Origin of the sequence: Kitasatospora kazusensis, from assembly GCF_039529945.1 — a bacterium.
Classification (GTDB): domain Bacteria; phylum Actinomycetota; class Actinomycetes; order Streptomycetales; family Streptomycetaceae; genus Kitasatospora; species Kitasatospora kazusensis.
Genome location: NZ_BAAANT010000029.1, coordinates 33,267 through 55,270, shown reverse-complemented (window position 1 = coordinate 55,270; position 22,004 = coordinate 33,267). Strand labels below are relative to the sequence as shown.

The 22,004-nt window shown below is 74.1% G+C and carries 27 protein-coding genes; 23 read left to right on the top strand and 4 right to left on the bottom strand.

Going from position 1 to position 22,004, the window contains the following annotated elements:
* The first annotated feature begins 42 nt into the window (after positions 1-42).
* The 10 genes from ABD330_RS22460 to ABD330_RS22415 all read left to right on the top strand — a co-directional run bounded on the left by ABD330_RS22460 (position 43) and on the right by ABD330_RS22415 (position 7,566).
* Positions 43-1,809: an acyl-CoA dehydrogenase family protein gene (locus ABD330_RS22460; RefSeq protein WP_344467732.1), complete on the top strand. Its 1,767-nt coding sequence runs from the start codon at positions 43-45 to the stop codon at positions 1,807-1,809.
* Positions 1,809-2,126, top strand: coding sequence for an acyl carrier protein (locus ABD330_RS22455; protein WP_344467731.1), 318 nt, complete (start codon positions 1,809-1,811; stop codon positions 2,124-2,126). The genes ABD330_RS22460 and ABD330_RS22455 overlap by 1 nt, the downstream gene beginning before the upstream one ends.
* A complete protein-coding gene (locus ABD330_RS22450) occupies positions 2,123-2,464 on the top strand; it encodes an acyl carrier protein (RefSeq protein ID WP_344467730.1) in 342 nt (113 codons plus the stop codon). The genes ABD330_RS22455 and ABD330_RS22450 overlap by 4 nt, the downstream gene beginning before the upstream one ends.
* Positions 2,464-3,375, top strand: coding sequence for a 4'-phosphopantetheinyl transferase family protein (locus tag ABD330_RS22445; protein WP_344467729.1), 912 nt, complete (start codon positions 2,464-2,466; stop codon positions 3,373-3,375). The genes ABD330_RS22450 and ABD330_RS22445 overlap by 1 nt, the downstream gene beginning before the upstream one ends.
* A 166-nt stretch (positions 3,376-3,541) precedes the next feature.
* On the top strand, positions 3,542-4,369 hold the full coding sequence (locus ABD330_RS22440; protein ID WP_344467727.1) for an AfsR/SARP family transcriptional regulator: 828 nt from the start codon (positions 3,542-3,544) through the stop codon (positions 4,367-4,369).
* A 216-nt stretch (positions 4,370-4,585) separates the two neighbouring features.
* Positions 4,586-5,338, top strand: coding sequence for a thioesterase II family protein (locus ABD330_RS22435; RefSeq protein ID WP_344467726.1), 753 nt, complete (start codon positions 4,586-4,588; stop codon positions 5,336-5,338).
* A gap of 153 nt (positions 5,339-5,491) precedes the next feature.
* Positions 5,492-6,319: an AfsR/SARP family transcriptional regulator gene (locus ABD330_RS22430; protein ID WP_344467725.1), complete on the top strand. Its 828-nt coding sequence runs from the start codon at positions 5,492-5,494 to the stop codon at positions 6,317-6,319.
* 123 nt (positions 6,320-6,442) lie between these two features.
* Entirely contained in the window at positions 6,443-6,709 is a 267-nt protein-coding gene (locus ABD330_RS22425) for an acyl carrier protein (RefSeq protein WP_344467724.1), read from the top strand.
* Positions 6,709-7,089 carry a SchA/CurD-like domain-containing protein gene (locus ABD330_RS22420; protein WP_344467722.1) on the top strand — a complete coding sequence of 127 codons (381 nt, stop codon included), beginning with the start codon at positions 6,709-6,711 and terminating at the stop codon, positions 7,087-7,089. Before ABD330_RS22425 ends, ABD330_RS22420 begins: the two co-directional genes overlap by 1 nt.
* A 24-nt stretch (positions 7,090-7,113) precedes the next feature.
* Entirely contained in the window at positions 7,114-7,566 is a 453-nt protein-coding gene (locus tag ABD330_RS22415) for an anthrone oxygenase family protein (RefSeq protein WP_344467721.1), read from the top strand.
* A gap of 65 nt (positions 7,567-7,631) precedes the next feature.
* Here the strand turns inward: ABD330_RS22415 and ABD330_RS22410 are convergent, their stop codons facing one another.
* A complete protein-coding gene (locus ABD330_RS22410; RefSeq protein WP_344467720.1) occupies positions 7,632-8,012 on the bottom strand; it encodes a SchA/CurD-like domain-containing protein in 381 nt (126 codons plus the stop codon).
* Positions 8,013-8,174: 162 nt separating this feature from the next.
* Between ABD330_RS22410 and ABD330_RS22405 the strand changes: the two genes are divergently transcribed.
* The 10 genes from ABD330_RS22405 to ABD330_RS22360 all read left to right on the top strand — a co-directional run bounded on the left by ABD330_RS22405 (position 8,175) and on the right by ABD330_RS22360 (position 14,916).
* Entirely contained in the window at positions 8,175-8,510 is a 336-nt protein-coding gene (locus ABD330_RS22405; protein WP_344467719.1) for a TcmI family type II polyketide cyclase, read from the top strand.
* Positions 8,507-8,953, top strand: coding sequence for a cupin domain-containing protein (locus tag ABD330_RS22400; RefSeq protein WP_425555609.1), 447 nt, complete (start codon positions 8,507-8,509; stop codon positions 8,951-8,953). Before ABD330_RS22405 ends, ABD330_RS22400 begins: the two co-directional genes overlap by 4 nt.
* Positions 8,950-10,248 carry a beta-ketoacyl-[acyl-carrier-protein] synthase family protein gene (locus ABD330_RS22395; protein ID WP_344467718.1) on the top strand — a complete coding sequence of 433 codons (1,299 nt, stop codon included), beginning with the start codon at positions 8,950-8,952 and terminating at the stop codon, positions 10,246-10,248. The genes ABD330_RS22400 and ABD330_RS22395 overlap by 4 nt, the downstream gene beginning before the upstream one ends.
* A 2-nt stretch (positions 10,249-10,250) precedes the next feature.
* A complete protein-coding gene (locus ABD330_RS22390) occupies positions 10,251-11,474 on the top strand; it encodes a ketosynthase chain-length factor (RefSeq protein ID WP_344467717.1) in 1,224 nt (407 codons plus the stop codon).
* Between the two features lie 17 nt (positions 11,475-11,491).
* Positions 11,492-11,959 carry an SRPBCC family protein gene (locus ABD330_RS22385; RefSeq protein ID WP_344467716.1) on the top strand — a complete coding sequence of 156 codons (468 nt, stop codon included), beginning with the start codon at positions 11,492-11,494 and terminating at the stop codon, positions 11,957-11,959.
* A gap of 32 nt (positions 11,960-11,991) precedes the next feature.
* A complete protein-coding gene (locus ABD330_RS22380; RefSeq protein ID WP_344467715.1) occupies positions 11,992-12,459 on the top strand; it encodes an anthrone oxygenase family protein in 468 nt (155 codons plus the stop codon).
* Between the two features lie 53 nt (positions 12,460-12,512).
* The gene (locus ABD330_RS22375; protein WP_344467714.1) at positions 12,513-13,265 is read left to right on the top strand and encodes an SDR family NAD(P)-dependent oxidoreductase; all 753 of its coding nucleotides are present in this window, start codon (positions 12,513-12,515) and stop codon (positions 13,263-13,265) included.
* The gene (locus ABD330_RS22370; protein WP_344467713.1) at positions 13,265-13,582 is read left to right on the top strand and encodes an antibiotic biosynthesis monooxygenase family protein; all 318 of its coding nucleotides are present in this window, start codon (positions 13,265-13,267) and stop codon (positions 13,580-13,582) included. The genes ABD330_RS22375 and ABD330_RS22370 overlap by 1 nt, the downstream gene beginning before the upstream one ends.
* The gene (locus tag ABD330_RS22365; RefSeq protein WP_344467712.1) at positions 13,575-13,883 is read left to right on the top strand and encodes an antibiotic biosynthesis monooxygenase family protein; all 309 of its coding nucleotides are present in this window, start codon (positions 13,575-13,577) and stop codon (positions 13,881-13,883) included. Before ABD330_RS22370 ends, ABD330_RS22365 begins: the two co-directional genes overlap by 8 nt.
* A 172-nt stretch (positions 13,884-14,055) precedes the next feature.
* On the top strand, positions 14,056-14,916 hold the full coding sequence (locus ABD330_RS22360; RefSeq protein WP_344467711.1) for an NAD(P)-dependent oxidoreductase: 861 nt from the start codon (positions 14,056-14,058) through the stop codon (positions 14,914-14,916).
* A 68-nt stretch (positions 14,917-14,984) separates the two neighbouring features.
* On the opposite strand, the gene ABD330_RS22355 is transcribed toward ABD330_RS22360, so the two are convergent.
* Entirely contained in the window at positions 14,985-16,604 is a 1,620-nt protein-coding gene (locus tag ABD330_RS22355; RefSeq protein WP_344467710.1) for an FAD-dependent monooxygenase, read from the bottom strand.
* Between the two features lie 101 nt (positions 16,605-16,705).
* Between ABD330_RS22355 and ABD330_RS22350 the strand changes: the two genes are divergently transcribed.
* Positions 16,706-17,140, top strand: a complete 435-nt coding sequence (locus tag ABD330_RS22350; protein WP_344467709.1) for an antibiotic biosynthesis monooxygenase family protein — start codon at positions 16,706-16,708, stop codon at positions 17,138-17,140.
* 52 nt (positions 17,141-17,192) lie between these two features.
* Here ABD330_RS22350 and ABD330_RS22345 read toward each other — a convergent pair whose 3' ends face one another.
* Entirely contained in the window at positions 17,193-17,930 is a 738-nt protein-coding gene (locus ABD330_RS22345) for an SDR family NAD(P)-dependent oxidoreductase (RefSeq protein ID WP_344467708.1), read from the bottom strand.
* A gap of 242 nt (positions 17,931-18,172) precedes the next feature.
* Here ABD330_RS22345 and ABD330_RS22340 point away from each other — a divergent pair, with 242 nt between their 5' ends.
* Positions 18,173-19,345 carry a nucleotide disphospho-sugar-binding domain-containing protein gene (locus ABD330_RS22340; RefSeq protein WP_344467707.1) on the top strand — a complete coding sequence of 391 codons (1,173 nt, stop codon included), beginning with the start codon at positions 18,173-18,175 and terminating at the stop codon, positions 19,343-19,345.
* A 58-nt stretch (positions 19,346-19,403) separates the two neighbouring features.
* Positions 19,404-20,261, top strand: coding sequence for an LLM class flavin-dependent oxidoreductase (locus ABD330_RS22335; protein WP_344467706.1), 858 nt, complete (start codon positions 19,404-19,406; stop codon positions 20,259-20,261).
* Positions 20,262-20,362: 101 nt separating this feature from the next.
* Here the strand turns inward: ABD330_RS22335 and ABD330_RS22330 are convergent, their stop codons facing one another.
* Positions 20,363-21,973 (bottom strand): FAD-dependent monooxygenase, encoded by a 1,611-nt coding sequence (locus ABD330_RS22330; protein WP_344467756.1) that lies wholly within the window; start codon positions 21,971-21,973, stop codon positions 20,363-20,365.
* Between the last annotated feature and the right edge of the window lie 31 nt (positions 21,974-22,004).

Here is a 22,004-nt window from a genome sequence, read left to right as displayed (position 1 = left end):
CCCGGCCGAGTCGCATCGGGTTCAGTGAGAGAGGGAGGCAGGATGGACGGGGAAACGGAGGTCAGGGGGCGGGTCGCCGAGCTGGAACGGCTCTTCGGTGATCCCGGTGATCCGGCGAATCCGGTCGGCGGGGCGGCTTTCCTGGCCGCCGACGCCCGGGAGGAGCCGCTCGCGGCGGCCGAGGCGCTGCTCGAACGGTTCGGCCTGAACGCCGAGTTCGTGCCGTGCGAGCTCGGCGGCAGGCTGGTGGACCTCGACACGCTGGCCCGGGTGGTGCGGGTGGTCTTCCGGCGGGACGCGGCGCTCGGGCTCGGCTACGGCTATGCCAACTTCCAGGCCGCCGTGGTGCTCTGGGCCGACGGGGACCGGGGGCAGCGGCAGACGGCCGCCCGCCTGCTGCTGGCGGGCCGCCGACTCGCCGCCGCCTACCCGGAGTTGGCGCGCGGCAGCAACTTCCTCGCCAACGAGCTGACGGCACGGCCGGCCGAGGACGGGCCCGGGGTCCGGCTCAGCGGACGGAAGGAGTCCCTCACCAACGTCGAACGTGCCGACGGCCTGGTGCTGTTCGCCCGGACGGGCGAGGGGCGGAGCAGCCACTCGGTGCTGCTGGTGGACCGCTCCGGGCTGCCGCCGGGCCGGGTCGCCGGACTGCCCAGGCGCCGGACGCCCGGTGTCCGGAGCTGTCTCGTCGCCGGGATCGAGTTCACCGACTGCCCGGTGCCCGCCGGTGCGCTGGTGGGCGGGCCCGGGCGCGGTCTGGAGCTGGCCCTGCGGGTCTTCCCGGTGATCCGCAGTGTCGGTCCTTCGGTGGCGCTGGGCTGCGCGGACACCGCGCTCCGGACCGCCGTCGCCTGCGCCGTGGACCGGGGTGTGGTCGGGCGGCCGGGGCAGGACACGGACGGCCCGCAACCGGCCTCGCACGCCCGGAGCACACTGGTCGGCGCCTTCGTCGACCTGCTGATGTGCGACTGCCTGGCCCTGGTGGCGACCCGGGCCGTCCACCTGCTGCCCGCCGACTCCGGTCTGTACGCCGCCGCCGTCAAGTACCTGCTGCCCCAGCTGCTCACGGACACCCTGTACGAGCTGTCCACCCTGCTGGGGGCGGAGTTCCACACCCAGGACGGGGTGTACGGGGCGTTCGCGAAGAGCGTCCGGGACCTGCCCATGATCGGACTGGGCGCGGCCGGCTCGGCCGCCTGCCGCGCCACCGTCGTGCCGCAACTGCCCCGGCTGGCCCGGGAGTCGTGGTTCCGCGACCCCGAGCCGCCGGACGGACTGTTCCGGCTGGAGGCGGGCGGGCTGCCCCCGCTGGACCTCGGCCGCCTCACCCCGGCAGCCGGCGGCGACCCGCTCGCCGCGTCCCTGGCCGCCGCCGCGCCACCGGAGGCCGCCGACGACCCGGGCGGGCGGCCGGCCGAGCTGAACGCCCTGCTCACCGCCGAGCTGTCCCGGCTGCGGGACGGCTGCGCCGCCCTCGACCTGGACGGCCGCTCCGCGCTGGCCGACCCGCGCGGACGGGCGCTGGCGGACCGCTACGCCCTGGTGCTCACCGGCGCGGCCTGCCTCGGCGTCTGGAAGCGGCAACGGGCCCGGGGCACCGGCTTCCTGGCCGATCCGGCCTGGCTGACGGCGGCCCTCACCCGGCTGGTGCGACGGCTGGGCCTGCCCGCACCGGACTCCGCGGCAGACCACGAGGGCCCGCTGCTCGCGGAGGTGCTGGCGAGGTTCCACGGGCACCGCAGCTACGACCTCTACGACACGCCGCTGACCGGCGGCACCACCACTCACGGAGACGGACGGAACAGCTGATGACAAGAGGAACGACAGGCCGGCCGCCGCTGGCCCTCACCGCGAAGGACGGGACGGCGTACGAGCTGCGCGGCTGGCTCACCACCCGGCTGTACGGCCAACTGCCCGGCGTCGAGCTGATCGAACCCGGGGTGCAGCTGGTCGAGTACGGCCTGGACTCGGTGGCCGCGCTCGGTCTCTACGGCGAGATCGAGGAGGCCTTCGGACTGCGGCTGGAGCCCGGCGCGGTCTACGAGCACGCCACGGTCGACGAGTTGGCGCTCCACCTGGCGGACCGGGCGGCCGCCCTCGGACGGCACGAGGTGGCGGGCTCATGACCGGGACGACTGCGGTCTGCTCCGTCACCCAGCGCCTGCGGGACGCGCTGCTCGACGTCAGCGGGGTGACGCCGGAGCTGCTCTTCGGCGACCCGGACGGCGACGGCGGCGACGGCGGGGCCGGCGGCGGGACGGCGGAGGAACTGGAGGAGGACCTCCAGCTGGTGGACGACCTCGGCTTCGACTCGGTGATGCTGATGGAGCTCAAGTCCCGGCTGGAGCAGCACTTCCCCGCGCTCGGCGAGCTGACCCTGCCGGAGGTCCTGCCGAGCCTGCGGACCGTCGGTTCGATCGTCGGCTTCCTGAAGCGGCGGCTGTCGTCGGCCGGTGCGCTCTGATGGTCTCCTCACTGGAACCCGCGGCCGACCCGAGGACCTCGGGGATGTTCGCCAACCCGATCCAGGTGCGCGGCCCGGACGGGCCGTGGGAGGCCGTGCGGGAGGCGGTCTCCCGGCACGGCAGCGCGCTCGTCCACGCGCGGATGGACGACTGGCTGCCGACGGACCTGTCCGACCCCGGCCTCCCGGCCCGGCTCGGCCCCGACCAGGTGCGCTTCCGCCGGATGCGGCACCCGACCGTCCGGGCCCGGTTCGTGGCCTCCCGGCTGATGCTCAAGCACACCGCCGGTGCGGTGGTCGGCGAGTCCGCGGACGCCCTGGAGCTGGCCTACAAACTCGGCGGGCGGCCGTACCTGCGCGGGTTCGAGCAACTGGACATCAGTCTCAGCCACACCGCCGACCTGCTGGTGGTCGGCCTGACCAGGCGCGGCTGGATCGGGGTGGACGCGGAGCTCTCGGACCGGCAGATGGTCGGGCTCGGCACCGAGCCCCAGATGTGCACCTGGCACGAGCGGGCGGAGTTGGAGCGGATCGCCGAGGAGCACCGCAACAGCGCGCTCGTGCGCCTGTGGACGCTGAAGGAGGCCTACAGCAAGGCAATCGGCCAGGGCATGCGGTTCCGCTTCACCGAGTTCGGCTTCGGACCGCAGGAGCAGCAGGCCCAGGACGTCCTGCTGCCGGACGGCTCGCCCGGCACGGGCGAGGAGTGGACCTTCCACACCGCGCCGCTCCAGCAGCGCTACACGGTGAGCATCGCGCTCTACGACGCGGGTTTCGGCGAGACGGGTGACGGGGCCCAGGCCCTGCGGGTGGAGGACGGGTTACTGGCCGAGCTGCTCGGCGGGTCCGCCGGCCGGCCCGCTGTGCGACACGACCATCATCCGACGGCCCGGCGGGAGCCGCCAGTGTGAGTCTCACAGCCTGGGTGTGAGGAATTCACACCGGTCCAAGCCGGTTACTTCCGGTCCGATTCCTGAAGATCTCACTGTCCCGCCCCCCTTCCCACGTGCCACGATCCTCGGAGACCGGACTCGTCCCGCAGCCCGGCATTCGCGGAGAGATGGGGGACGTCCTCGGATGGAAATTCAGGTGTTGGGCCCGCTGGCCGCTGCCGAGTCGGGTGCGTCGATCGTCCCGACGGCCGCCAAACCGCGCCAGATCCTGGCGCTGCTCGCGTTGAACGCCAACCGGATCGTCTCGGTGCCGCAGCTGATGGAGGAACTCTGGGGAGCGGAGCTGCCGCGCAGCGCCCCCACCACCCTGCAGACGTACATCCTGCAGCTGCGCCGCAAGCTGCGGGCCGCCGCGCTGGAGTGCGGGCAGCCGTCGGCCGGCGAGCAGGCCCTGGCGACCCGGCACGGCGGGTACATGCTGGAGGTGCCGCCGTCCGCGGTGGACGCCACCGAGTTCGACCGGCTGAGCGCCGCGGGCCACTCTGCCTTCGGGATCGGCGACCTGCAGGCCGCGTCCGCACTCCTGGGCGCGGCCTCCGAGCTGTGGCGGGGCCCGGCCCTGGCCGACGTCCGGCACGGCCACCAGCTGAGCATCGAGGTCACCCGGCTGGAGGAGTCCCGGATCGGGGTGCTGGAGCGGCGGATCCGGGCCGACCTGCGCCTGGGCCGGCACCACGAGCTGATCGGCGAGCTGTACGCGCTGACCGGGCACCACCCGATGGACGAGGCGCTGCACGCCCACCTGATCGTCGCCCTCTACCGCGCGGGCCGCGCGCCCCGGGCGCTGACGGTGTACCAGAAGCTGCGCGAGACCCTGATCGAGGAACTCGGCCTGGAGCCGTCCGGGCAGTTGCAGCAGCTCCAGCGCGCCATCCTGCGCGGGGAGCCGGTCGACGACTACGGGCTGGTGGCCGCCGAGCCGCTGGTCCGCGGCGGGCGCCTGGTCGGCTGAGCCCCGCGCCGCGCCAGCCTGCGGCGCGCCGGTCGGCGGTGCGCTGGTCCGCCGCGGGCGCCCGGCCGGCTGAACCTCCGGCCCGGCGGGCCTGCGGCGTCCGGGTGGTACGTGTCCATCCATGCTCCAGTTCACATCCAGTGTTCTTCCAGAGCCGCTGGCCACCATCGTCGGGCACTGCCGTCCGGCGGTGCCGATGGGGGCGAAGGAGGCCGAGTGAACCAGTACTTCGCAGCCATGCCGCGGGCCGGGGCGCCGCTCAGGCTCGTCTGTTTCCACCACGCCGGTGCCGGGGCGATGGCGTTCGCCGGCTGGGCCGCCCGGGTGGGCCCGGAGATCTCCGTGGTGCCGGTCCGGCTGCCGGGCCGGGAGAGCAGGCTCGGCGAGGCCCGGATCACCGATGTCGACCTGCTGTTCAGGGAGTTGGACGAGCACCTGGGGCCGGTACTGGAGCAGGGCTCCTACGCCTTCTACGGGCACAGCCTCGGCGCCCTGGTCGCGCACCGGTTCGCCGAGCACCGGATCAGCTCCGGGCACCGCCCGCCGGTCGGGGTGGTGGTCGGCGCCTGTATGGCGCCCCACCTGCCCAACCCGCTGATCACCTCGGCGGCGCTCGGCGACGACCAGCTGCTGAGGATGCTCTCCGGCCTCGGCGGTGTCCCGGAGGAGCTGCTCTCCCGCCCGGTCTGGCTGCGGGAGATGCTGGCCACCACCCGCGCCGACCTGACGCTCGGCCGCGCGCTGCGCGACGGCGCCGTGACGCCGCTCTCCTGCCCGATCTGGGCGTTCGCCGGCGCCGAGGACCGGGTCGCGACCCCGGCCGCCGTCGCCGAGTGGGAGCGCTGGACGACCTCGTCGTTCCACTTCCGCACCCTGGAGGGCGGCCACTTCTTCGTCCGGGACGCCGAGTTGCCGAGTCTGCTCGGCGAACTGCTCGCCACGCCCGCCGTGCTCGCCGCCGTCGGCTGACCGGCTGAGCGGCCGGCTGAACGGCCGGCTGAGCGGCCGACGCAGGTCAGCGGCCGACGCAGGTCGGCCGGCCGGCCCCCGGGACACGAGCACGCGCGCGGAGGCGGCACCGCCCGGAACCGAACAACGCGAACCTCGAAGGGAGAAGGCGATATGCATATCGGCCTGCTCGGCCCGCTCAGGGTCGACCAGTCGGGGGTATCCGTCGTGCCGACGGCCGGCAAACCCCGCAAGGTACTGGCCCTGCTGGCCTGCCGCGCGGACCGGCTGGTGTCGGTGGAGGCGCTGATCGAGGAGGTCTGGGGCGAACACCCGCCGCGCAGCGTCCAGACCACCCTGCAGACCTACGTCCTGCAACTGCGCGGCTGCATCGCCACCGCGCTGGGCGGGCAGTCGCCCGCCGACCTGCCGTTCGGCTCGAAGAGCGTCCTGGTCACCGAGCCCGGCGGCTACCTGCTGGACACCCAGGGCGGCTCCCTGGACTGCGTCGAGTTCGAGCTGCTCGGCCGGCGCGGCCACCGGGCGATGGACAACGGGGACTTCGCGGGAGCCTCCGTCACCTTCCGGCAGGCGCTGGACCTGTGGCGCGGCCCGGCGCTGGTGGACGTCCAGTGCGGGTCGCTGCTGGAGGCGGAGGCGCGCGCCCTGGAGGAGTCCCGGCTGAGCATCCTCGGCCGGCGGATCGAGGCCGACTTGAGGCTCGGGCGCCACCATGAGCTGGTCGGGGAACTCGCCGGCCTCTGTGTCCAGCACCCCCTGCACGAGGGCCTTCAGGGCCAGCTGATGCTCGCCCTGTACCGGGCGGGACGCCGCAGCACCGCGCTGGAGACCTACCAGCGGCTGCGCACCGTGCTCAGCCGTGAACTCGGGCTCGACCCCTCGCCGGAGCTGCGCGAGCTGCAGAGCGCCCTGCTCGACGCCGACCCCGGACTCGACCTGGCCCGGACCGGCGCCCCCGGCCGGCTGCTCCGGGCCATCTGAGCCGGGCCGGCCCGGGCACCGGCCCGCCCGAACCACCGGCTCGCCCGAACCACCTTGTGTCCCAACCGCCTTGCGTCCGAACTACCGTGCGACCGACCAGTCACCACCTGAGGAAGGAAAGCGATGAGTGAGTTCACCCTGACCGAGCTGACCGACGAGCTGCGGGCCTGTGCCGGCGAGCCCGCCGAGGGCTACGACCTGGACAAGGACGATGTCACGAACGTCCCGTTCTTCATGCTGGAGTACGACTCGCTGGCGCTGCTCCAGGTCACCGGGGTCCTCAAGCGGGAGCGCGGCATCGTGCTCGACGACGACGAGGTGATCGCGGTGGAGACCCCCGGGGAACTCCTCCGGCTGATCAACGCCCAGCTCAGCGTGCGGGCCGCCTGATGCCGTACGCAGCGATCACCTACCGCGTCAAGCCGGGCCACGAGGACGAGATCGCCGCGGTCTTCGCGGACTTCCAGCGGGTCGACACCCCCGACTACGCCGCCGCGGACGGGACGGCGGCGGGCCGGCTGCTCGGCACCGGGGTCTTCGTCAAGGACGACGTGCTCGTCCGGGTCATCCACTACGAGGGCGACTTCGCCGCCGTCGGCCGGCACATGGCGGCCCAGCGCGGGGTGCACGTGCTGGAGGAGCGGCTCGCCCCCTACCTGGCCGAGGAGCGGGACACCACCAGCGCCGAGGGCTTCGCCGCCTACTTCCGCAACGCCGTGATGCGTCCGATCGCCCAGCTCACCGTGGACACCCACCCGGCCCGGGCCTGAGCGCCGACAGAGAGGCGGTTCGCCATGACTGCTGCGCTGGGCATCCTGGCGCTGCTCGGCAGCGGGGTCACCGCAGGCGTGCTGTTCGCCGTCGCGCTGAGCGTGCTGCCCGCGCTCTTCGCGATGCCGACGAGCACCTACGTCTACGCCCACCAGCTGCTCGGCCGGAACTGGGACCCGACCATGCCGGCCGTGGTGGTCGGCTCCACCCTGGCCGACGCGCTGTGGGCGGTGCTGGGCGGGGGCGCCGTACGGGCCCCGGCCGCCGCGGCGGCGGTGCTGCTGCTCGGGGTCTCCGGGGTGTCGCACCTGTGCAACGTCCCGATCAACCGCCGGGTGAAGGCCGTCGAGGACCCGCTGCGGCTCCCCGCCGACTGGACGGACCCGCGCCCGCTGTGGCGGCGCTGGCACCTGCTCCGCACCGCGCTCGCCGCCACCGCGCTGCTGCTGAACAGCGTTGCGGCACTGAGTGGTTGAGCTGTCGCACCGGCCGGGCCGGCCCCCTGCTCCAGGGGGCCGGCCCGGCCGGTGCGTTGTCGGCCTCAGGCGGCCGGCGGCGCGTCCCGTACCGAGATCTGGGCGACGGTGTTCAACAGGCTGCGCCGGAAGGTGGCCACGAACCCCTCGACGGTGTCGGTGTCACGAGGGCGGCTCAGGTACGGCTTGAGGCTCGCCTCCACCTCGCGGACGCCGGGCTGGGAGGCCATGTGGCGGGCCACCGCGTCCAGGTCGCCCTGGTACTCGATGACCCGGACCATGGTGTCGTCGCGCAGGAAGACGGCGGTCGCCAGGATCCGGCCGGCCTCCTCGCCGGTCTCGGTCCGCACCTTGTCGGACCGGACCCGGCGGAAGTTGCCGAAGATCTCGGTGAGTTCGGCCTCGAAGCCCGGCTTGATGTCGTACGTGATGGCGGCGAACGGCATGGGTCGCTCCTGGGTGGTGGACGGCGGTGTGTCCCGATGCCAGCAGCTGAGGCTCGCATTTCTCTCAAGTCCCTTTGCTGGACAGGCTCTTGAGTGCATCTCCAGCCCGCGCTGGAACAGTCCTGCTGTCGGTGGCAGGACCCACTCAGTAGGAGGCGAGCAGTGCACCGAACCCTCATCGTGGCGAAGTTGCAGCCCGGCAAGGCCGATGACATCGCGGGCATCTTCGGCGACTCCGACGCGACGGAGCTGCCGCACCTGATCGGCGTCGCCCGGCGCACCCTGTTCAGGTTCCACGACCTCTACTTCCACCTGGTCGAGGCCGACCAGGACATCTCGCCCGACCTCTACAAGGCACGCAGCCACCCGCTCTACGAGGAGATCAACAGCCGGCTCGCCGCCTGTGTGAACCCGTACGACCCGAACTGGAAGGAACCCAAGGACGCCATGGCGACCCCCTTCTACGTGTGGACCAAGGGCGAGGGGCGGGTCCTGTGAGCGCCGCCGACCGCACCACCATCAACCGGACGGTGAAGTTCTCCGCCGACCAGGCCGAGCCCAACACCAAGCGCGGCGGCGACATCCGGGTGACGCTCAGCCCCAAGACCGTCGGCTGCACCTCCGGCTTCGGCGGCGTGATGAGCCTGGTGCCGGGCGACCACGTCACCGAGCACTACCACCCGTACTCCGAGGAGTTCATCCACGTCGTCTCCGGCAACCTGGAGATGACCCTGGACGGGCAGGCCGTGCGGCTCACCGCCGGCGACTCGCTGCTGGTGCCGATCGGCGTGCGGCACCGCCTGGTGAACGTCGGCGAGGTCACCGCGCACTGCGCGTTCCACCTGTCGCCGCTCGCCCCGCGGCCCGAGCTCGGGCACGTGGACACCGAGCCGGCCCAGCACCCGGACGCCGCCAACCCGCAGATAGGCGGCGGGGCATGAGCACCGCCGGGCCGGCCGCCGGGCGGCGGGCGGTGATCACCGGCATCGGGGTGGTCGCGCCCGGCGGTGTCGGCCGGGAGGCCTTCTGGCGGCTGCTGACGGAGGGCCGGACGGCGACCCGCCGGCTCAGCCTCTTCGACCCCGCCCTGTTCCGCTCCCAGGTCGCCGCCGAGGTGGACTTCGACCCGGTGGCGGCGGGGCTGGAGGCCCGCGAGATCCGGCGGATGGACCGGGCCGCGCAGTTCGCCGTGGTGTCCGCCCGCGAGGCGCTCGCCGACAGCGGCGTCGACCTCTCGGCGGTCGCCCCCGAGCGGATCGCGGTGGGCCTGGGCAGCGCGGTCGGCTGCACCATGGGTCTGGAGGAGGAGTACAAGATCCTCAGCGACTCCGGCAAGGACTGGCTGGTCGACCACACCTACGGCGTCCCGCACCTCTACGGCTACATGGTGCCCTCCACCCTCGCGGTGGAGGTCGCCTGGGCGGCCGGCGCGGAGGGCCCGGTCTCGCTGGTCTCCACCGGCTGCACCTCGGGGATCGACGCCGTGGCGCACGCCGTCCAGCTGATCGAGGAGGGCACCGCCGACGTGGCACTGGCCGGTGCCACCGACGCGCCGATCTCCCCGATCAGCGCCGCCTGCTTCGACGCGATCCGGGCCACCACCAGCCACAACGACGACCCCGAGCACGCCTCGCGCCCGTTCGACCGCGACCGGGCCGGGTTCGTGCTGGGCGAGGGCTCCGCCGTCCTGGTGCTGGAGGAGAAGTCGGCGGCCGAGGCCCGCGGCGCCCACGTCTACGGCGAGATCGTCGGCAGCGCCGGGCGCAGCAACGCCCATCACATGACCGGCCTCAAGGCGGACGGCCGGGAGATGGCGGAGGCCATCCGGGTCGCCCTGGACCAGGCCCGGCTGGACCCGACCGCGGTGAGCTACATCAACGCGCACGGCTCGGGCACCAAGCAGAACGACCGGCACGAGACCGCCGCGTTCAAACGCAGCCTCGGCAGCCACGCGTACGACATCCCGGTCAGCTCGATCAAGTCGATGATCGGCCACTCGCTGGGCGCCATCGGCTCGATCGAGGTGGCGGCCTGCGCGCTGGCCCTGGACCGGCAGGTCGTGCCGCCGACCGCGAACCTGCACAACCCCGACCCGGACTGCGACCTGGACTACGTCCCGCTGACCGCCCGCGAGCACCGGACGGACGTGGTGCTGACGGTCGGCAGCGGCTTCGGCGGATTCCAGAGCGCGATGGTGCTCGCCCGGCCCGGAGTCGTCGCCCACGAGAGGAGTTGACCATGCCGACCGAGGACAGCCCCCCGGTGATCACCGGTATCGGCGTCACCGCGCCGACCGGCATCGGCGTCGAGGCCCACTGGGCCGCGGTGCTGGCCGGGAAGTCGGGCATCGACCGGATCACCCGGTTCGACCCCACCCCCTACCCGGTGACCCTGGCCGGCGAGGTGAGCGGGTTCAGCGCGGACGATGCGGTGCCCAGCCGGCTGGTCCCGCAGACCGACCACTGGACCCACCTGGCGCTCGCCGCCTCCGAGGCGGCCCTGGCCGACGCACGGGTCGATCCGGCCGCGCTGCCCGAGTACGAGATGGCGGTCGTCACCGCCAGCTCCTCCGGCGGCACCGAGTTCGGCCAGCACGAGATGGCCGCGCTCTACCAGCACGAGCCGGAGTGGGTCGGCGCCTACCAGTCGATCGCCTGGTTCTACGCGGCCACCACCGGCCAGCTCTCCATCCGGCACAAGATGCGCGGGCCGTGCGGGGTGCTGTGCGGGGAGCAGGCCGGCGGCCTGGACGCCATCGGGCAGGCCCGCCGGCTGACCCGGCGCGGCGCCCGGCTGGTGGTCACCGGCGGCACCGACGCCTCGCTCTGCCCGTACGGCGTGACCGCGCAGATCTCCACCGGCAGGCTGTCCACCGGGACGGACCCGGCCCGCGCCTACCTGCCCTTCGACCGGGCCGCCGCCGGGCACCTGCCGGGCGAGGGCGGGGCGATCCTGGTGCTGGAGAGCGCGGCCTCCGCCGCCGAGCGCGGCGTGACGCAGCCGTACGGCAGCGTCCTCGGCTACGCCGCCGGCTTCGACCCCGCGCCCGGCTCCGGCCGCCCCCCGGCCCTGCGCCGCACCATCGGGCAGGCGCTCGCGGACGCGGGCCTGACCGCCGGCGACATCGACGTGGTCTTCGCCGACGGCTCCGGCACACCCGCCGAGGACCTGGCGGAGGCCCGGGCGATCAGCGCGGTGTTCGGACCGTACGGGGTGCCCGTCACCGCGCCCAAGGTGCTCACCGGCCGCCTGTACGGCGGCGGCGCCCCGCTGGACGTGGCCACCGCGCTGCTGGCCCTGCGCGACGGGGTCGTCCCGCACACCGCCGGGGTCGAGTCGCTCGCCCCGGGCTGCGACATCGACCTCGTCCGGGAGGCGCCCCGCAGCGCCCCGCTGCGCCGCGCGCTGGTGCTCGCGCGCGGCCACGGCGGCTTCAACGCAGCTCTGGTCCTCGCACGTTGACGGAAGGAAGACGCGCCATGGCAGGCCACACCGACAACTCGATCGTCATCGACGCACCCCTGGAGACCGTCTGGGAGATCACCAACGACCTGGAGAACTGGCCGAACCTGTTCAGCGAGTACGCCAGTGCCGAGGTGCTGGAGCGCGACGGTGCCACCGTCACCTTCCGGCTGACCATGCACCCCGACGAGAACGGGGTGGTGTGGAGCTGGGTCTCCCGCCGCACACCGGATCCGCTGACCCGCACCGTCCGGGCCCACCGGGTGGAGACCGGCCCGTTCGAGTTCATGGACATCCACTGGGAGTACACCGTCGCCGAGGAGGGCGGGATCCGGATGCGCTGGATCCAGGACTTCCACATGAAGCCGCAGGCCCCGGTGGACGACGAGGGGATGACCGGGCACCTCAACCGCAACACCCTGGTCCAGCTGAAGCTGATCAAGGAGCGGGTCGAGGCGGCCGACCGCGCCCGCAGCCTGGCCTGACCGGGCCCGGCCCGAAGCCCCAAACGAGAGGAATGACGGTGACCGCTCTGCTGGCCCCCCTGGTGGTCCTGCTCAACGGCCTCGCCGCCGGGGTGCTCCTGGGCACCCAGCTCGGCGGCTGGCCGCTGCTCGCCTCCCTGCCACCGGACCGCTACGTCCACGCCCACGCCTTCTTCGCCACCCGCTACGACCCGGCCATGCCGATCTGCCTGCTGGGCACCCTGGCCGGCGACCTGGTGCTCGGCCTCGGCGGCTCGCAGACCCCCGCCCGGGTGCTCTGCCTGGCCGCCGCGCTGCTGGCCGCCGCCACCGTCGCCATCTCGATCACCAAGAACGTCCCGGTCAACCGGTGGATCCGGACGATCGACCCGGACAACCTGCCGGAGAACTTCGCCGACCTCGACCCGCGCGGCAGCTGGGGCCCCTGGAACCGGCGCCGCAGCCTGCTCGCCGTGCTCGCCCTGGCCGCCAACTGCGCGGCGCTGTCGGCCCTGCTCTGACCCGGCCGGAACACATCCGACGACCCATCAGACCGCCCTTACGGAGGAAGACAATGAACCTGGCCCTGCAGGGCAAGAAGGCCCTCGTCACCGGCGGCACCCGAGGCGTCGGCCGGGGCATCGTGCTCGCCCTGGCCCGGGCCGGCGTGGACGTCGTGACCTGCTACCAGCAGGAGAGCGACTACGTCGGCTCACTGGAGCGGGAGTTGAAGGAGATCGGCGGCCACCACCTGGTGCTGCGGGCCGACGTGACCCGGCCGGACGAGGTGGCCGCCCTGGTCGCCCGGGCCGGCGAGGAGTACGGCCGGCTCGACCTGGTGGTCAACAACGCCGGGGCGATCAGCCACGTCCCGTACGCCGAGCTGCCGTTGGACGAGTTCCAGCGGGTGCTGACCACCAACGTCACCGCCGCGCACCTGGTCATCCAGCGCGCCCTGCCGCTGCTCCACTCGGAGTCCTCGGTGGTCAGCATCGGCTCCAAGGCGGTCGACGCCGGAATTCCGCTGCGCTCGCACTACACCGCCTCCAAGGCGGCGCTGGTGGGTCTCAGCCGGTCGCTGGCCAAGGAGTTCGGCGGCAAGGGCATCCGGTTCAACGTGGTCGCGCTCGGCGTGGTGGAGACCGAGAACCTGCACCAGCTGCCCGAGGAGCAGCGGAAGCTGATGATCGAGCGGTACAGCGCCAAGACGGCCCTGGGCCGGCTCGGCACCCCGGACGAGGTGGCCGGCGCGATCCTCTGGCTGGCCAGCGACCTCTCCCGCTACGTCACCGGGTCCACCGTCAGTGTGGACGGGGGGATCTCCTGATGACGTTCCGGGTCATGCTCCGGATGGAGATCAAGCCGGACGCCGAGGCCGCGTTCGTCGAGGAGTGGCGGCAGGGCACCGAAGCGGTCACCGGCCACCCCGCCAACCTCGGCCAGTGGCTCTCCAAGGACACCGCGCAGGAGGGCACCTACTGGATCGTCAGCGACTGGCTGGACGAGCCGCGCTTCCGGGCCTTCGAGGACAGCCCCGCGCACCTGGAGCACCGCGCCCGGCTGCACCCCTACCGCAGCGGCGGGTCCTTCCACACCATGGAGCTCCTCGCGCACATCCCCGGGCAGGCGGCGGCCGATGTCTGAGGTGCGGGTGCTGGTCTACCAGGTCGCCCGGGACGAGGCCGAACTGGCCGCCGTCCGGGCGGCCTACCACCAGGTGAGCGGGCGGCTGGCGGTCGTGCCCGGGATGCTGGGCAACGAGCTGCTGCGCCAGCCCCACGACCCGTCCTCGCTGGTGGTGGTCAGCCGCTGGGAGAGCATGGCGGCCTTCGAGAGCTGGGAGCGCGGTGACGGGCACCGGGCGGACACCGCGCCGCTGCGCCCCTACCGGGACGACCGGGCGGGCACGCCGTTCGCGGTCTACCAGGTCGACGCGGCGTACTGACCGGCGCCGCCCAGCAGGCCCACCGGGTGTGAGACCCGCCGGACGGGAGACCCCCACGCGACCCCGGACCGGGCAGGGCCCCGGAAGACAGCTGTTCCCGGCGCACCCCCCGGCGCCGGGAACAGCCCCTTGACGACGTCAGGAACGAACACACGCGAAGGAAGGCGGCACCATGAGCCAGACCAGACTGGCGTTCATCGGACTCGGCAGCATGGGCGGAGGCATGGCGCACCGCCTGCTCCGTTCGGGTTTCGAACTGACCGTCCACAACCGGACGGCCGCCCGGGCCGAGCCGCTGGCCGCCGAAGGCGCCGTCGTGGCGGGTTCGCCGGCGCTCGCGGCCGCCGGGGTCCGGACCGTGCTGCTCAGCCTCAGCGACGAAGCCGCCGTCGAGCAGGTGCTGTTCGGCGAGCTGGTGCCGGTGCTGGAGCCCGGGAGCACGGTGGTCGACACCTCCACCGTCTCGCCGGGCTACGCGCGCGAGGCCGCCGCCCGGCTGGCCGCGGCGGGCCTGCGCCGGGTGGAGGCCTGCGTGGTGGGCAACCCGCTCCAGGCCAGGGAGGGTCAGCTGCGGGTCTTCGCGGCCGGGGACGAGCAGGACATCGAGGCCGTCCGGCCGGTGCTGGAGGCCATCGGCTCCGAGCTGGTGCTGTTCGGCGCGCCGGGTGCGGCGGCCACCGCCAAACTGATCCTCAACCTGCTGCTGGGGGCCCAGGTCGCCTCGCTCGCGGAGGCGGTGACCTACGGGGAGCGGGCCGGGCTCGACCGGGACCAGCTGCTGGCCACCATCGCGGGGAGCGGCTTCAGCTCCCAGGTGATGCGCTTCCGCGCCGAGTTGATGCGCAAGGGCAGCTACCGGCCGGCCTTCTTCCGGGCCGCGCTGATGGAGAAGGACCTGCGGCTGGCGGTCGCCGACGCCGAGGCCGTGCGGGTCGCGATGCCGGTGCTGGACACCGTACGGGCCGCGTTCGCCGGTGTGGTCGAGGCGGGGGACGGCGACCAGGACGCCGCGGTGCTGATCGAGCACGTCTGAGCCGCGGGCCGGCCGGGTGCCGAGGGCGCGGGGACCGGACGGTCCCCGCGCCCTCGGTGTGCCGCCGGTCAGCGGGCGAGCATCCGGGCCAGCGCCTCCCGCAGGGCCTGCGGGGCGTCCTGGAGCGCGTCCGCGGCCCGCCAGGCGACCACCCCGTCCGGGCGCACCAGCACGGCGCCCGCTTCGGTCACGCCGTACGTCTTCGCCCAGGTGCCGCTCGGGTCGTCCAACTCCCCCCGGCCGCCGATGCCGTGCACCACGAGCGGGACGGCCAGCACGTGCGCGGCCGCCTCGGCGGCGGCGGGCCAGCGGCCCGGCGCCGCGCCGGTGAGCAGGACCGGCGCGTCCCCGAAGAGGTCCAGGGTGGAGCACTCGGTGCCGTCCCGCAGCAGCTGGACGTGCGGGGCCCGGGTGCCGGGCAGGCCGCGCGGGTCCGTGGTCCAGACCTCGGACCCGTCCGCCGGGCCGGCCGGCCCGGCGGAGTGGTACTGCCAGCCGAACCACAGGGTGGAGTCCTCGACCATGCCCGGCGGCAGACCGCGCCGCCCGCTGCGCTCGCCGCCGCGCGGCCGGTCCTGCTGGCGCAGCACGGCCTGGCGCACGGTGGCCGCGCAGACCGGCCTGCGTTCGGCATCGTAGCTGTCGAGCAGGCCGGGCCCGGCGTGTCCGGCGAGGACGGCGGCGAGCTTCCAGGCCAGGTTGTGGGCGTCCTGGACACCGGCGTTGGAGCCGAAGGCCCCGCTCGGCGGCATCACGTGGGCGGCGTCACCTGCCAGGAACACCCGCCCGGACCGGAAGCCGTCCGCGACCTTGGCGGCGGCCTCCCACGGGACGGTGCCGAGGATCTCCACGTCCAGCCCGGGGACGCCGGCGGCCGCCCGGACCAGCTCGACGCAGCGCTCGGCGGGGTAGTCGGCGCCGACGTCCCCCGTCGCCGTCGGGTCGAGGATCACGTCGAGGCGCCACTCCCGCGCGTTGTCCAGCGGGATCAGGGCGCCGCGCACCTGGGAGTTGAAGGTGTAGCACATGACGAACCGCCGGTCGCCCAGCTCCGCCGTGAGGTCCGCGCGGAAGTGGACGGCCAGGAACCGCCCGAGCTGGCCCGTCCCGCCGAACGCGACGCCCAGCCGCCGGCGCACCGCGCTGCGGGCCCCGTCGGCGCCGACCAGGTAGCTGCCGTGCAGCCGCTCGACCGAGCCGTCACCGTCCCGGACCACCGCCGTGACGCCCTCGGCGTCCTGGTCGAAGGAGAGCAGCTCGCTGCCGAACCGGAAGGCCGCTCCGGCCCGCGCGGCGGCGACCCGGAGCACGTCCTCCAGTTCGTTCTGGTGGCACAGGCACCAGCTGGTGGGCGAGAGCGCGCCCAGGTCGGAGCTGACCTCGCGGTAGTACTCCTCCTGGAAGGCCCCCAGTTCGGGGCCGGCCAGCGACTGTGCCAGCCGCAGCCCGCTGTTGCGGGCCAGCACCCGTGCCGAGGGCAGGGCGCGCAGCTCGTCCTCCAGGCCGGCGGCGCGCAGCAGCTCCATCGAGCGCGGGTTGACGCCCCGGGTGCGCGGGTGCGAGGACAGGCCGGTCCGCTGCTCCAGCACCAGGCAGGGCACCCCCTGCCGGGCCAGGAACAGCGCCGTCGACAGCCCGACCAGGCTGCCTCCGACGACCAGTACCGGGACCTTCGGCTGCTCGGTCATCCCGTTCTCCTCTGCTGGGCAGTGCCGACGGTGGCGCCGGCGGCGGGTACGTGCCCGGAGGATCGGCCCCGGGGATCGGGTACCGCTCAAGGCGGGCCCCATTGACCGGGATTCGAGCGGGCCCGGTCACGCTGGGCCCGTCCGGGCCGGGTGGCCCGGCGGTCGGCGAGCGAGAGGCGGGCGAGGCGATGGCGGGCGAGCGGATGGCGGCGTACGGAGGTCCGGTCCGGGTGATCCTGCGGATGGACATCGTCCCGGGCCGGGAGGAGGAGTTCGAGGCCGTCTGGCTGGAGATCGGCAGGCTCATCGCGGGCCGCCCCGCCAACCGGGGGCAGGTGCTGCTGCGGTCCGTGGAGGAGGACGGGAGCCACGTCTACCACGTGCTCACCGACTGGGCGGACGAGGCGAGCTTCCGGGAGTTCGAGCTGAGCGCGGAGCACGTGGAGCACCGCCGCAGGCTCCGGCCGCTGCGGGCCGGCGGGCAGATGACGGTGAACCGGACCGTCCACGACCTGCGGCCGGCGCCCGCGGGCTGACCTGCGGCAGGCCCCCGGCCGCCGGGCCGGGGGCCTGCCGCCGCGCCCGTCCTCACACGCCGCCGTCCACGTTCAGCGTCACGCCGCTGATGTACGCGGAGGTGTCCCCGGCCAGGAACAGCACCGCGCCGGCCACGTCCTCCGGCCGGCAGATCCGCCCCAGCGCGGTCATCCCGACGATCCGCTCGACCGCCTCGGGCGGCAGCCCGGTGCCGGGCTCGGTCTCGGTGAGGCCGGGGGCCACCGTGTTGACCCGGATCGCGCGCGGGCCGAGCTCCTTGCAGAGCGCCCGGGTCAGGCCGATCAGGGCGGCCTTGGACGCGGTGTAGTGCACCCCCCGGACGCGGCCGCGCAGCGCGACGGAGGAGCCCACGTTGACCACGGAGGCGCCGTCGGCGAGCACGTCCAGGACGGCCTGGGTGACCAGGAAGGCCGAGGTGACGTTGTGGTCGACCACCCGGTGCCACTCGCTCTCGGCCAGCTCGCCGAACCAGGCCTGGCCGTCCACCCCGACGTTGTTGACCAGCACGTCCAGCCCGCCGAAGGACTCCCGGACCCGGTCGGCCAGGTCGGCCGCCCCCGCCGCGCCGGTGACGTCGGCCCGCAGGACCAGGTGCCCCTCGCCGGTCTCCTTCAGCTCCAGGGCGAGGCTGTCGGCGTCGGCCCCGCCGGACCGCGAGCACACCGCCACCCGGGCCCCGGCGCGGGCGAACGCGAGCGCCGTCACCCGTCCGATGCCCCGGGTGCCGCCCGTGACGAGGACGCGCTTGCCGAGCAGTCCCTGATCCATCTGCTTCTCCTTCTGCCTGCTGCCGGGTGGATCCGCCGCCACCGTCCCGCCACCGTCCCGCGACCGTCTCGGGAACGCCTGGACGGCAGCTCGACCAGCGCCCGGAGCAGCCGGTTCGAGTCCGCCGCGATCGGTCTGATAGCCGGCTGGGAGACCTTTCGGGCCATCGGACCGCCGCCCACCGTGTACCGGTGGGCCGGTCTCAGCCGAACCATTGGTTCTCAAGGAGAGTGAGGCGGTCCATGCGGGTGCTCTTCACGACCTGGGCCTGGCCTTCGCACCTGTACGCGCTGGTGCCGCTGGCCTGGGCCTGCCGTGCCGCCGGACACGAGGTGCTGATCGCGAGCCAGCCCGGCCTGTACGACGACATCGTCCGGACCGGCCTGCCGGCGGCCCGGACCGGGCACGACGTGGACGCGGCCGGCCTGGTGCGCGGCTACCTGCTGCCGTCCCGGGCCGTCCCGGCACCGGTCACCCCGGCCGGGCCCGAGGGCCGGGGCCCGCGCGCCATGCGGATGTTCCACGCCCACGCGGACTCCATGGTGGACGACCTCACCGCACTGGCCCGCGACTGGCGGGCCGACCTGGTGGTGTACGAGCCCACCGCACTGGCCGGGCCGATCGCGGCGGCGGCGGCGGGCGTGCCCGCCGTACGGCTGCTGTACGGCACCGATCTGCTGCTGCGCGCGCGGGGGGTGCTGCCCGGGGTGCTCGCGCCGCTGGCCGAGCGCAACGGGGTGGACGCCTTCGACCCGTTCGGCGCGCTCACGGTGGACCCGTGCCCGGACGAGTTCCAGGTGCCGACCGACTACCGGCGGCTGCCGATGCGGTACGTCCCGTACAACGGCCCCGGGGCCGGAGCGCTCCCGGAGCCGCCGGCCCGGCGGCCCGGCGGCCGCCGGGTGGTGGTGACCTGGGGGCACACCATGGCCAAGCTGTCCCCGGCGCACTTCCTCGCCCCGCAGGCCGCGCTGGCCGCGCGCGAGGCGGACGCCGAGGTGGTGCTGGCGGTCTCCGCCGCGCAGCTCCCGCTGCTCGGCGACCTCCCCGGGGACGTCACCGTCACCGTGGACGCGCCGCTGCACCTGCTGCTCGCCGAGGCGGACCTGGTGGTCTCGCACGGTGGCGCCGGCACCGTGCTGACCGCCCTTCAGGCCGGTGTGCCGCTGCTGTTGGTGCCCCAACTGCCGGACCACGCGGGCCACTCGGCCCGGGTGCTGGCCTGCGGGGCCGGCGAGGTGCTCAGCCGCGACGAGGCCGGCCCGGCGCAGCTGCGCGCCGAGGTGCGGCGGCTGCTGGACTCCGGCCGCGAGCGCGCGGCGGCCCGGCGGCTGGCCGCGCTGAACCTGGAGCGGCCCGAGCCCGCCCGGCTGGTGGCCGCGCTCGAAGAGCTGACCGCACGCGCCGTCCGCTGACACCGGACCGGATCCACCGAATCCACGTGATGTGACGAGACCGACGAAGGAGAGAGCCTTGGAGATCGGAGTAGGCCTGCCCACCACCGTCCCGGACAAGGCCGGACCGCAGCTGCCGCAGTGGGCGCGGCGCGCCGAGGAGTGCGGGTTCCGCAGCCTCGGTGTCCTGGACCGGCTGGTGTACGACAACTTCGAGCCGCTGGTCTCGCTCGCGGCGGCGGCGGCCGTCACCGAGCGGATCAGGCTGGTGACCACCATCCTGATCGCCGGCTACCGCGGCGACACCGCGCTGCTCGCCAAGCAGGCGGCGACCATTGACGCCATCTCCGGCGGCCGCCTGGTGCTCGGGGTGGCGGCCGGCGGCCGCGAGGACGACTTCGCGGCGACCGGTACCGGCTACCACGACCGGGGGGCGCGGCTGGACGCGCTGCTCGCCGAGCTGCGGGAGATCTGGGCGGGCGGCGGCCGGGTCCCCGGGATCGGTCCCGCGCCGCTGCACCCGGCGGGCGTGCCGCTGCTGGTGGGCGGCCACTCGGCGCAGGCGATGCGGCGCTCGGCCCGGTTCGGCACCGGCTGGATCGCGGGGGGCAACTCCGTCACGGCCTACGCCGAGCAGGTCCGGCAGGCCCGGCGGGTCTGGACCGAGGAGGGCCGCACCGACCGGCCGCGGATGGTGGCGATCCTCTACGCCCACCTGGGCCCGGACGCCGCCCGGGTGGCCGGCGACTACCTGCGCGGATACTACTCGTTCGTCGGCCCCAAGGCCGAGCGGACGGCCTCCGGCGTGCTGGTCGAGCCCGCGCAGATCCGCGACGCCGTCCAGGCGTACGCGGACGCGGGGTGCGACGAGCTGATCCTGCTGCCCTGCACGGCGGACCTCAAGCAGGTCGGCCTGCTGGCGGACGCCGCGCTCTGACCGCCGGCACCACCGCACCACTGCGCCACCGCACCGCCCGCCGCAAGCCGAAGGGCGGCCCGCTCCGGATCGGAGCGGGCCGCCCTTCGGCGTCAGCGGGTTCAGCCGGTCACGGCCGCCTCGCGGGCCAGCCCCGCGGACCGGCCGAGCGCGTCGAGGAGCACCCCGTCGGCATCGGCGTCGGCGGCGGGGCCGGCGGCGCGCCAGCTGACGAAGGCGTCCGGACGCACCAGCACCGCCCCGCCCGCAGTGAGGCCGTACGCCTGTGCCCAGTCGCGGTCCTGCGGCCTGAGCTCGCTCTGCGGGCCCACCCGGTGTACCCGCAGCGGGACCCCGAGCCGCTCGGCGGCCCTGGTGGCCGCCTCGGCCCAGGGGGACCCGGCCTCGTCCGTGAGCAGCACGTACGAGTCCCAGAACAGGTCGATGGTGGAGAGGGTCTCGCCGCCGCGCTCCAGCCAGACGTGCGGCGCCCGGGTGCCGGGCTCGCCGGTGAGCTCCAACTCGGGGGTGAGCACCGGGCCGGTGCCCTCGCTGCTGATCGAGGTGGAGGTGTAGCGGTACCCGAGCGTGATGATGATGTCGTCCACCATCTCGGCCCGGTCGGCGTCGGTCGCGTGGCCGTGCCGGATCCGGTTGCGGACCATCGCCTGGGCCGCCATCGCGGAGCCGACCGCGTGGCGCTCGTCGTGGTAGGTGTCGAGCAGCGGGTCGCCCGCCCAGCCCTTGAGCACGGCGGCGAGCTTCCAGGCCAGGTTGTGGGCGTCGTGGATGCCGGTGTTGGCGCCGAACCCGCCCGCCGGCGGGTGCAGGTGGGCGGCGTCGCCGGCCAGGAAGACCCGCTGGGTGCGGAACCGCTCGGCGACCAGCTGGGCGCCCTGCCACGGCACCTTGTCGACCACCTCGACCGCCAGGTCGGCCTTGCCGGCCGCGGTGCGGACGATCTCGACGCAGCGCTCGTCGGTGAAGTCCTCCGGCTTCTCGCCGCGCTCGGGGTAGTAGATGGGGGCGGCCAGGTACGGGTCGCAGCCGTGCAGCCGGGACAGGCCCATCAGGGTGCCGTTGACGTTGGCGTAGCAGAGGATGAACTTGCGGCCCTTGAGCACGGTCTCCAGCTCGGGCGCCTTGAAGTAGATGCTGAGCGCGTTGAAGACCGTCCCGCGCCCCTCCCGCTCCACGCCCAGGTGCCTGCGGACGCTGCTGTTCGCGCCGTCGGCCCCCACCAGGTAGTCGGCCCGGATGGTGAACCGCCGTCCGGTGGCGTTCTCCTCGGCGACGGCGGTGACGCCGTCCTCGTCCTGGGTGAACTCGATCAGGCGGGTGCCGAAGCGGACGTCCGAGCCGAACTCGGCGGCCTTCTGCCGCAGCACCTTCTCGTACCGGTCCTGCCCGCAGCCCATCACCCGCTCGGGGCTGACCGTCGGCCCGTCCAGCGAGGGCGACTCCAGGACGACCGCGTCGTCGATGCCGGCGAAGGTGTCGACCTGGATGATCCCGCCCTCGAAGTAGGGGTGGGAGTCGCCCATCTCCAGCGCCCGGATGTCGGCGTGGATGCCGGCGGCACGGAACAGCTCCAGGGTGCGTGCCTGGAGGCCCGGGGCGCGCGGCAGCAGCGACGTCCCGTCGCGCTTCTCCAGCACCATGGTGCGGATCCCGTGGCGCCCGCTGAAGAGGGCGGTGGAGAGCCCGACAGGCCCTGCTCCCACGATCAACACAGGGATGTTCACGTCATACATGTGCGTCCCC

Excerpts from the sequence above, each read along its gene's own strand:
- ABD330_RS22415 (WP_344467721.1), top strand. The coding sequence starts at position 7,114 with ATGACTGCTGCGCTGGGCATCCTGGCGCTGCTCGGCAGCGGGGTCACC.
- ABD330_RS22430 (WP_344467725.1), top strand. The coding sequence starts at position 5,492 with ATGCATATCGGCCTGCTCGGCCCGCTCAGGGTCGACCAGTCGGGGGTA.
- ABD330_RS22370 (WP_344467713.1), top strand. The coding sequence starts at position 13,265 with ATGACGTTCCGGGTCATGCTCCGGATGGAGATCAAGCCGGACGCCGAG.
- ABD330_RS22420 (WP_344467722.1), top strand. The coding sequence starts at position 6,709 with ATGCCGTACGCAGCGATCACCTACCGCGTCAAGCCGGGCCACGAGGAC.
- ABD330_RS22360 (WP_344467711.1), top strand. The coding sequence starts at position 14,056 with ATGAGCCAGACCAGACTGGCGTTCATCGGACTCGGCAGCATGGGCGGA.
- ABD330_RS22395 (WP_344467718.1), top strand. The coding sequence starts at position 8,950 with ATGAGCACCGCCGGGCCGGCCGCCGGGCGGCGGGCGGTGATCACCGGC.
- ABD330_RS22340 (WP_344467707.1), top strand. The coding sequence starts at position 18,173 with ATGCGGGTGCTCTTCACGACCTGGGCCTGGCCTTCGCACCTGTACGCG.
- ABD330_RS22390 (WP_344467717.1), top strand. The coding sequence starts at position 10,251 with ATGCCGACCGAGGACAGCCCCCCGGTGATCACCGGTATCGGCGTCACC.
- ABD330_RS22425 (WP_344467724.1), top strand. The coding sequence starts at position 6,443 with ATGAGTGAGTTCACCCTGACCGAGCTGACCGACGAGCTGCGGGCCTGT.
- ABD330_RS22345 (WP_344467708.1), bottom strand. The coding sequence starts at position 17,930 with ATGGATCAGGGACTGCTCGGCAAGCGCGTCCTCGTCACGGGCGGCACC.
- ABD330_RS22355 (WP_344467710.1), bottom strand. The coding sequence starts at position 16,604 with ATGACCGAGCAGCCGAAGGTCCCGGTACTGGTCGTCGGAGGCAGCCTG.
- ABD330_RS22445 (WP_344467729.1), top strand. The coding sequence starts at position 2,464 with ATGGTCTCCTCACTGGAACCCGCGGCCGACCCGAGGACCTCGGGGATG.
- ABD330_RS22410 (WP_344467720.1), bottom strand. The coding sequence starts at position 8,012 with ATGCCGTTCGCCGCCATCACGTACGACATCAAGCCGGGCTTCGAGGCC.
- ABD330_RS22440 (WP_344467727.1), top strand. The coding sequence starts at position 3,542 with ATGGAAATTCAGGTGTTGGGCCCGCTGGCCGCTGCCGAGTCGGGTGCG.
- ABD330_RS22365 (WP_344467712.1), top strand. The coding sequence starts at position 13,575 with ATGTCTGAGGTGCGGGTGCTGGTCTACCAGGTCGCCCGGGACGAGGCC.
- ABD330_RS22380 (WP_344467715.1), top strand. The coding sequence starts at position 11,992 with ATGACGGTGACCGCTCTGCTGGCCCCCCTGGTGGTCCTGCTCAACGGC.
- ABD330_RS22385 (WP_344467716.1), top strand. The coding sequence starts at position 11,492 with ATGGCAGGCCACACCGACAACTCGATCGTCATCGACGCACCCCTGGAG.
- ABD330_RS22450 (WP_344467730.1), top strand. The coding sequence starts at position 2,123 with ATGACCGGGACGACTGCGGTCTGCTCCGTCACCCAGCGCCTGCGGGAC.
- ABD330_RS22460 (WP_344467732.1), top strand. The coding sequence starts at position 43 with ATGGACGGGGAAACGGAGGTCAGGGGGCGGGTCGCCGAGCTGGAACGG.
- ABD330_RS22375 (WP_344467714.1), top strand. The coding sequence starts at position 12,513 with ATGAACCTGGCCCTGCAGGGCAAGAAGGCCCTCGTCACCGGCGGCACC.
- ABD330_RS22455 (WP_344467731.1), top strand. The coding sequence starts at position 1,809 with ATGACAAGAGGAACGACAGGCCGGCCGCCGCTGGCCCTCACCGCGAAG.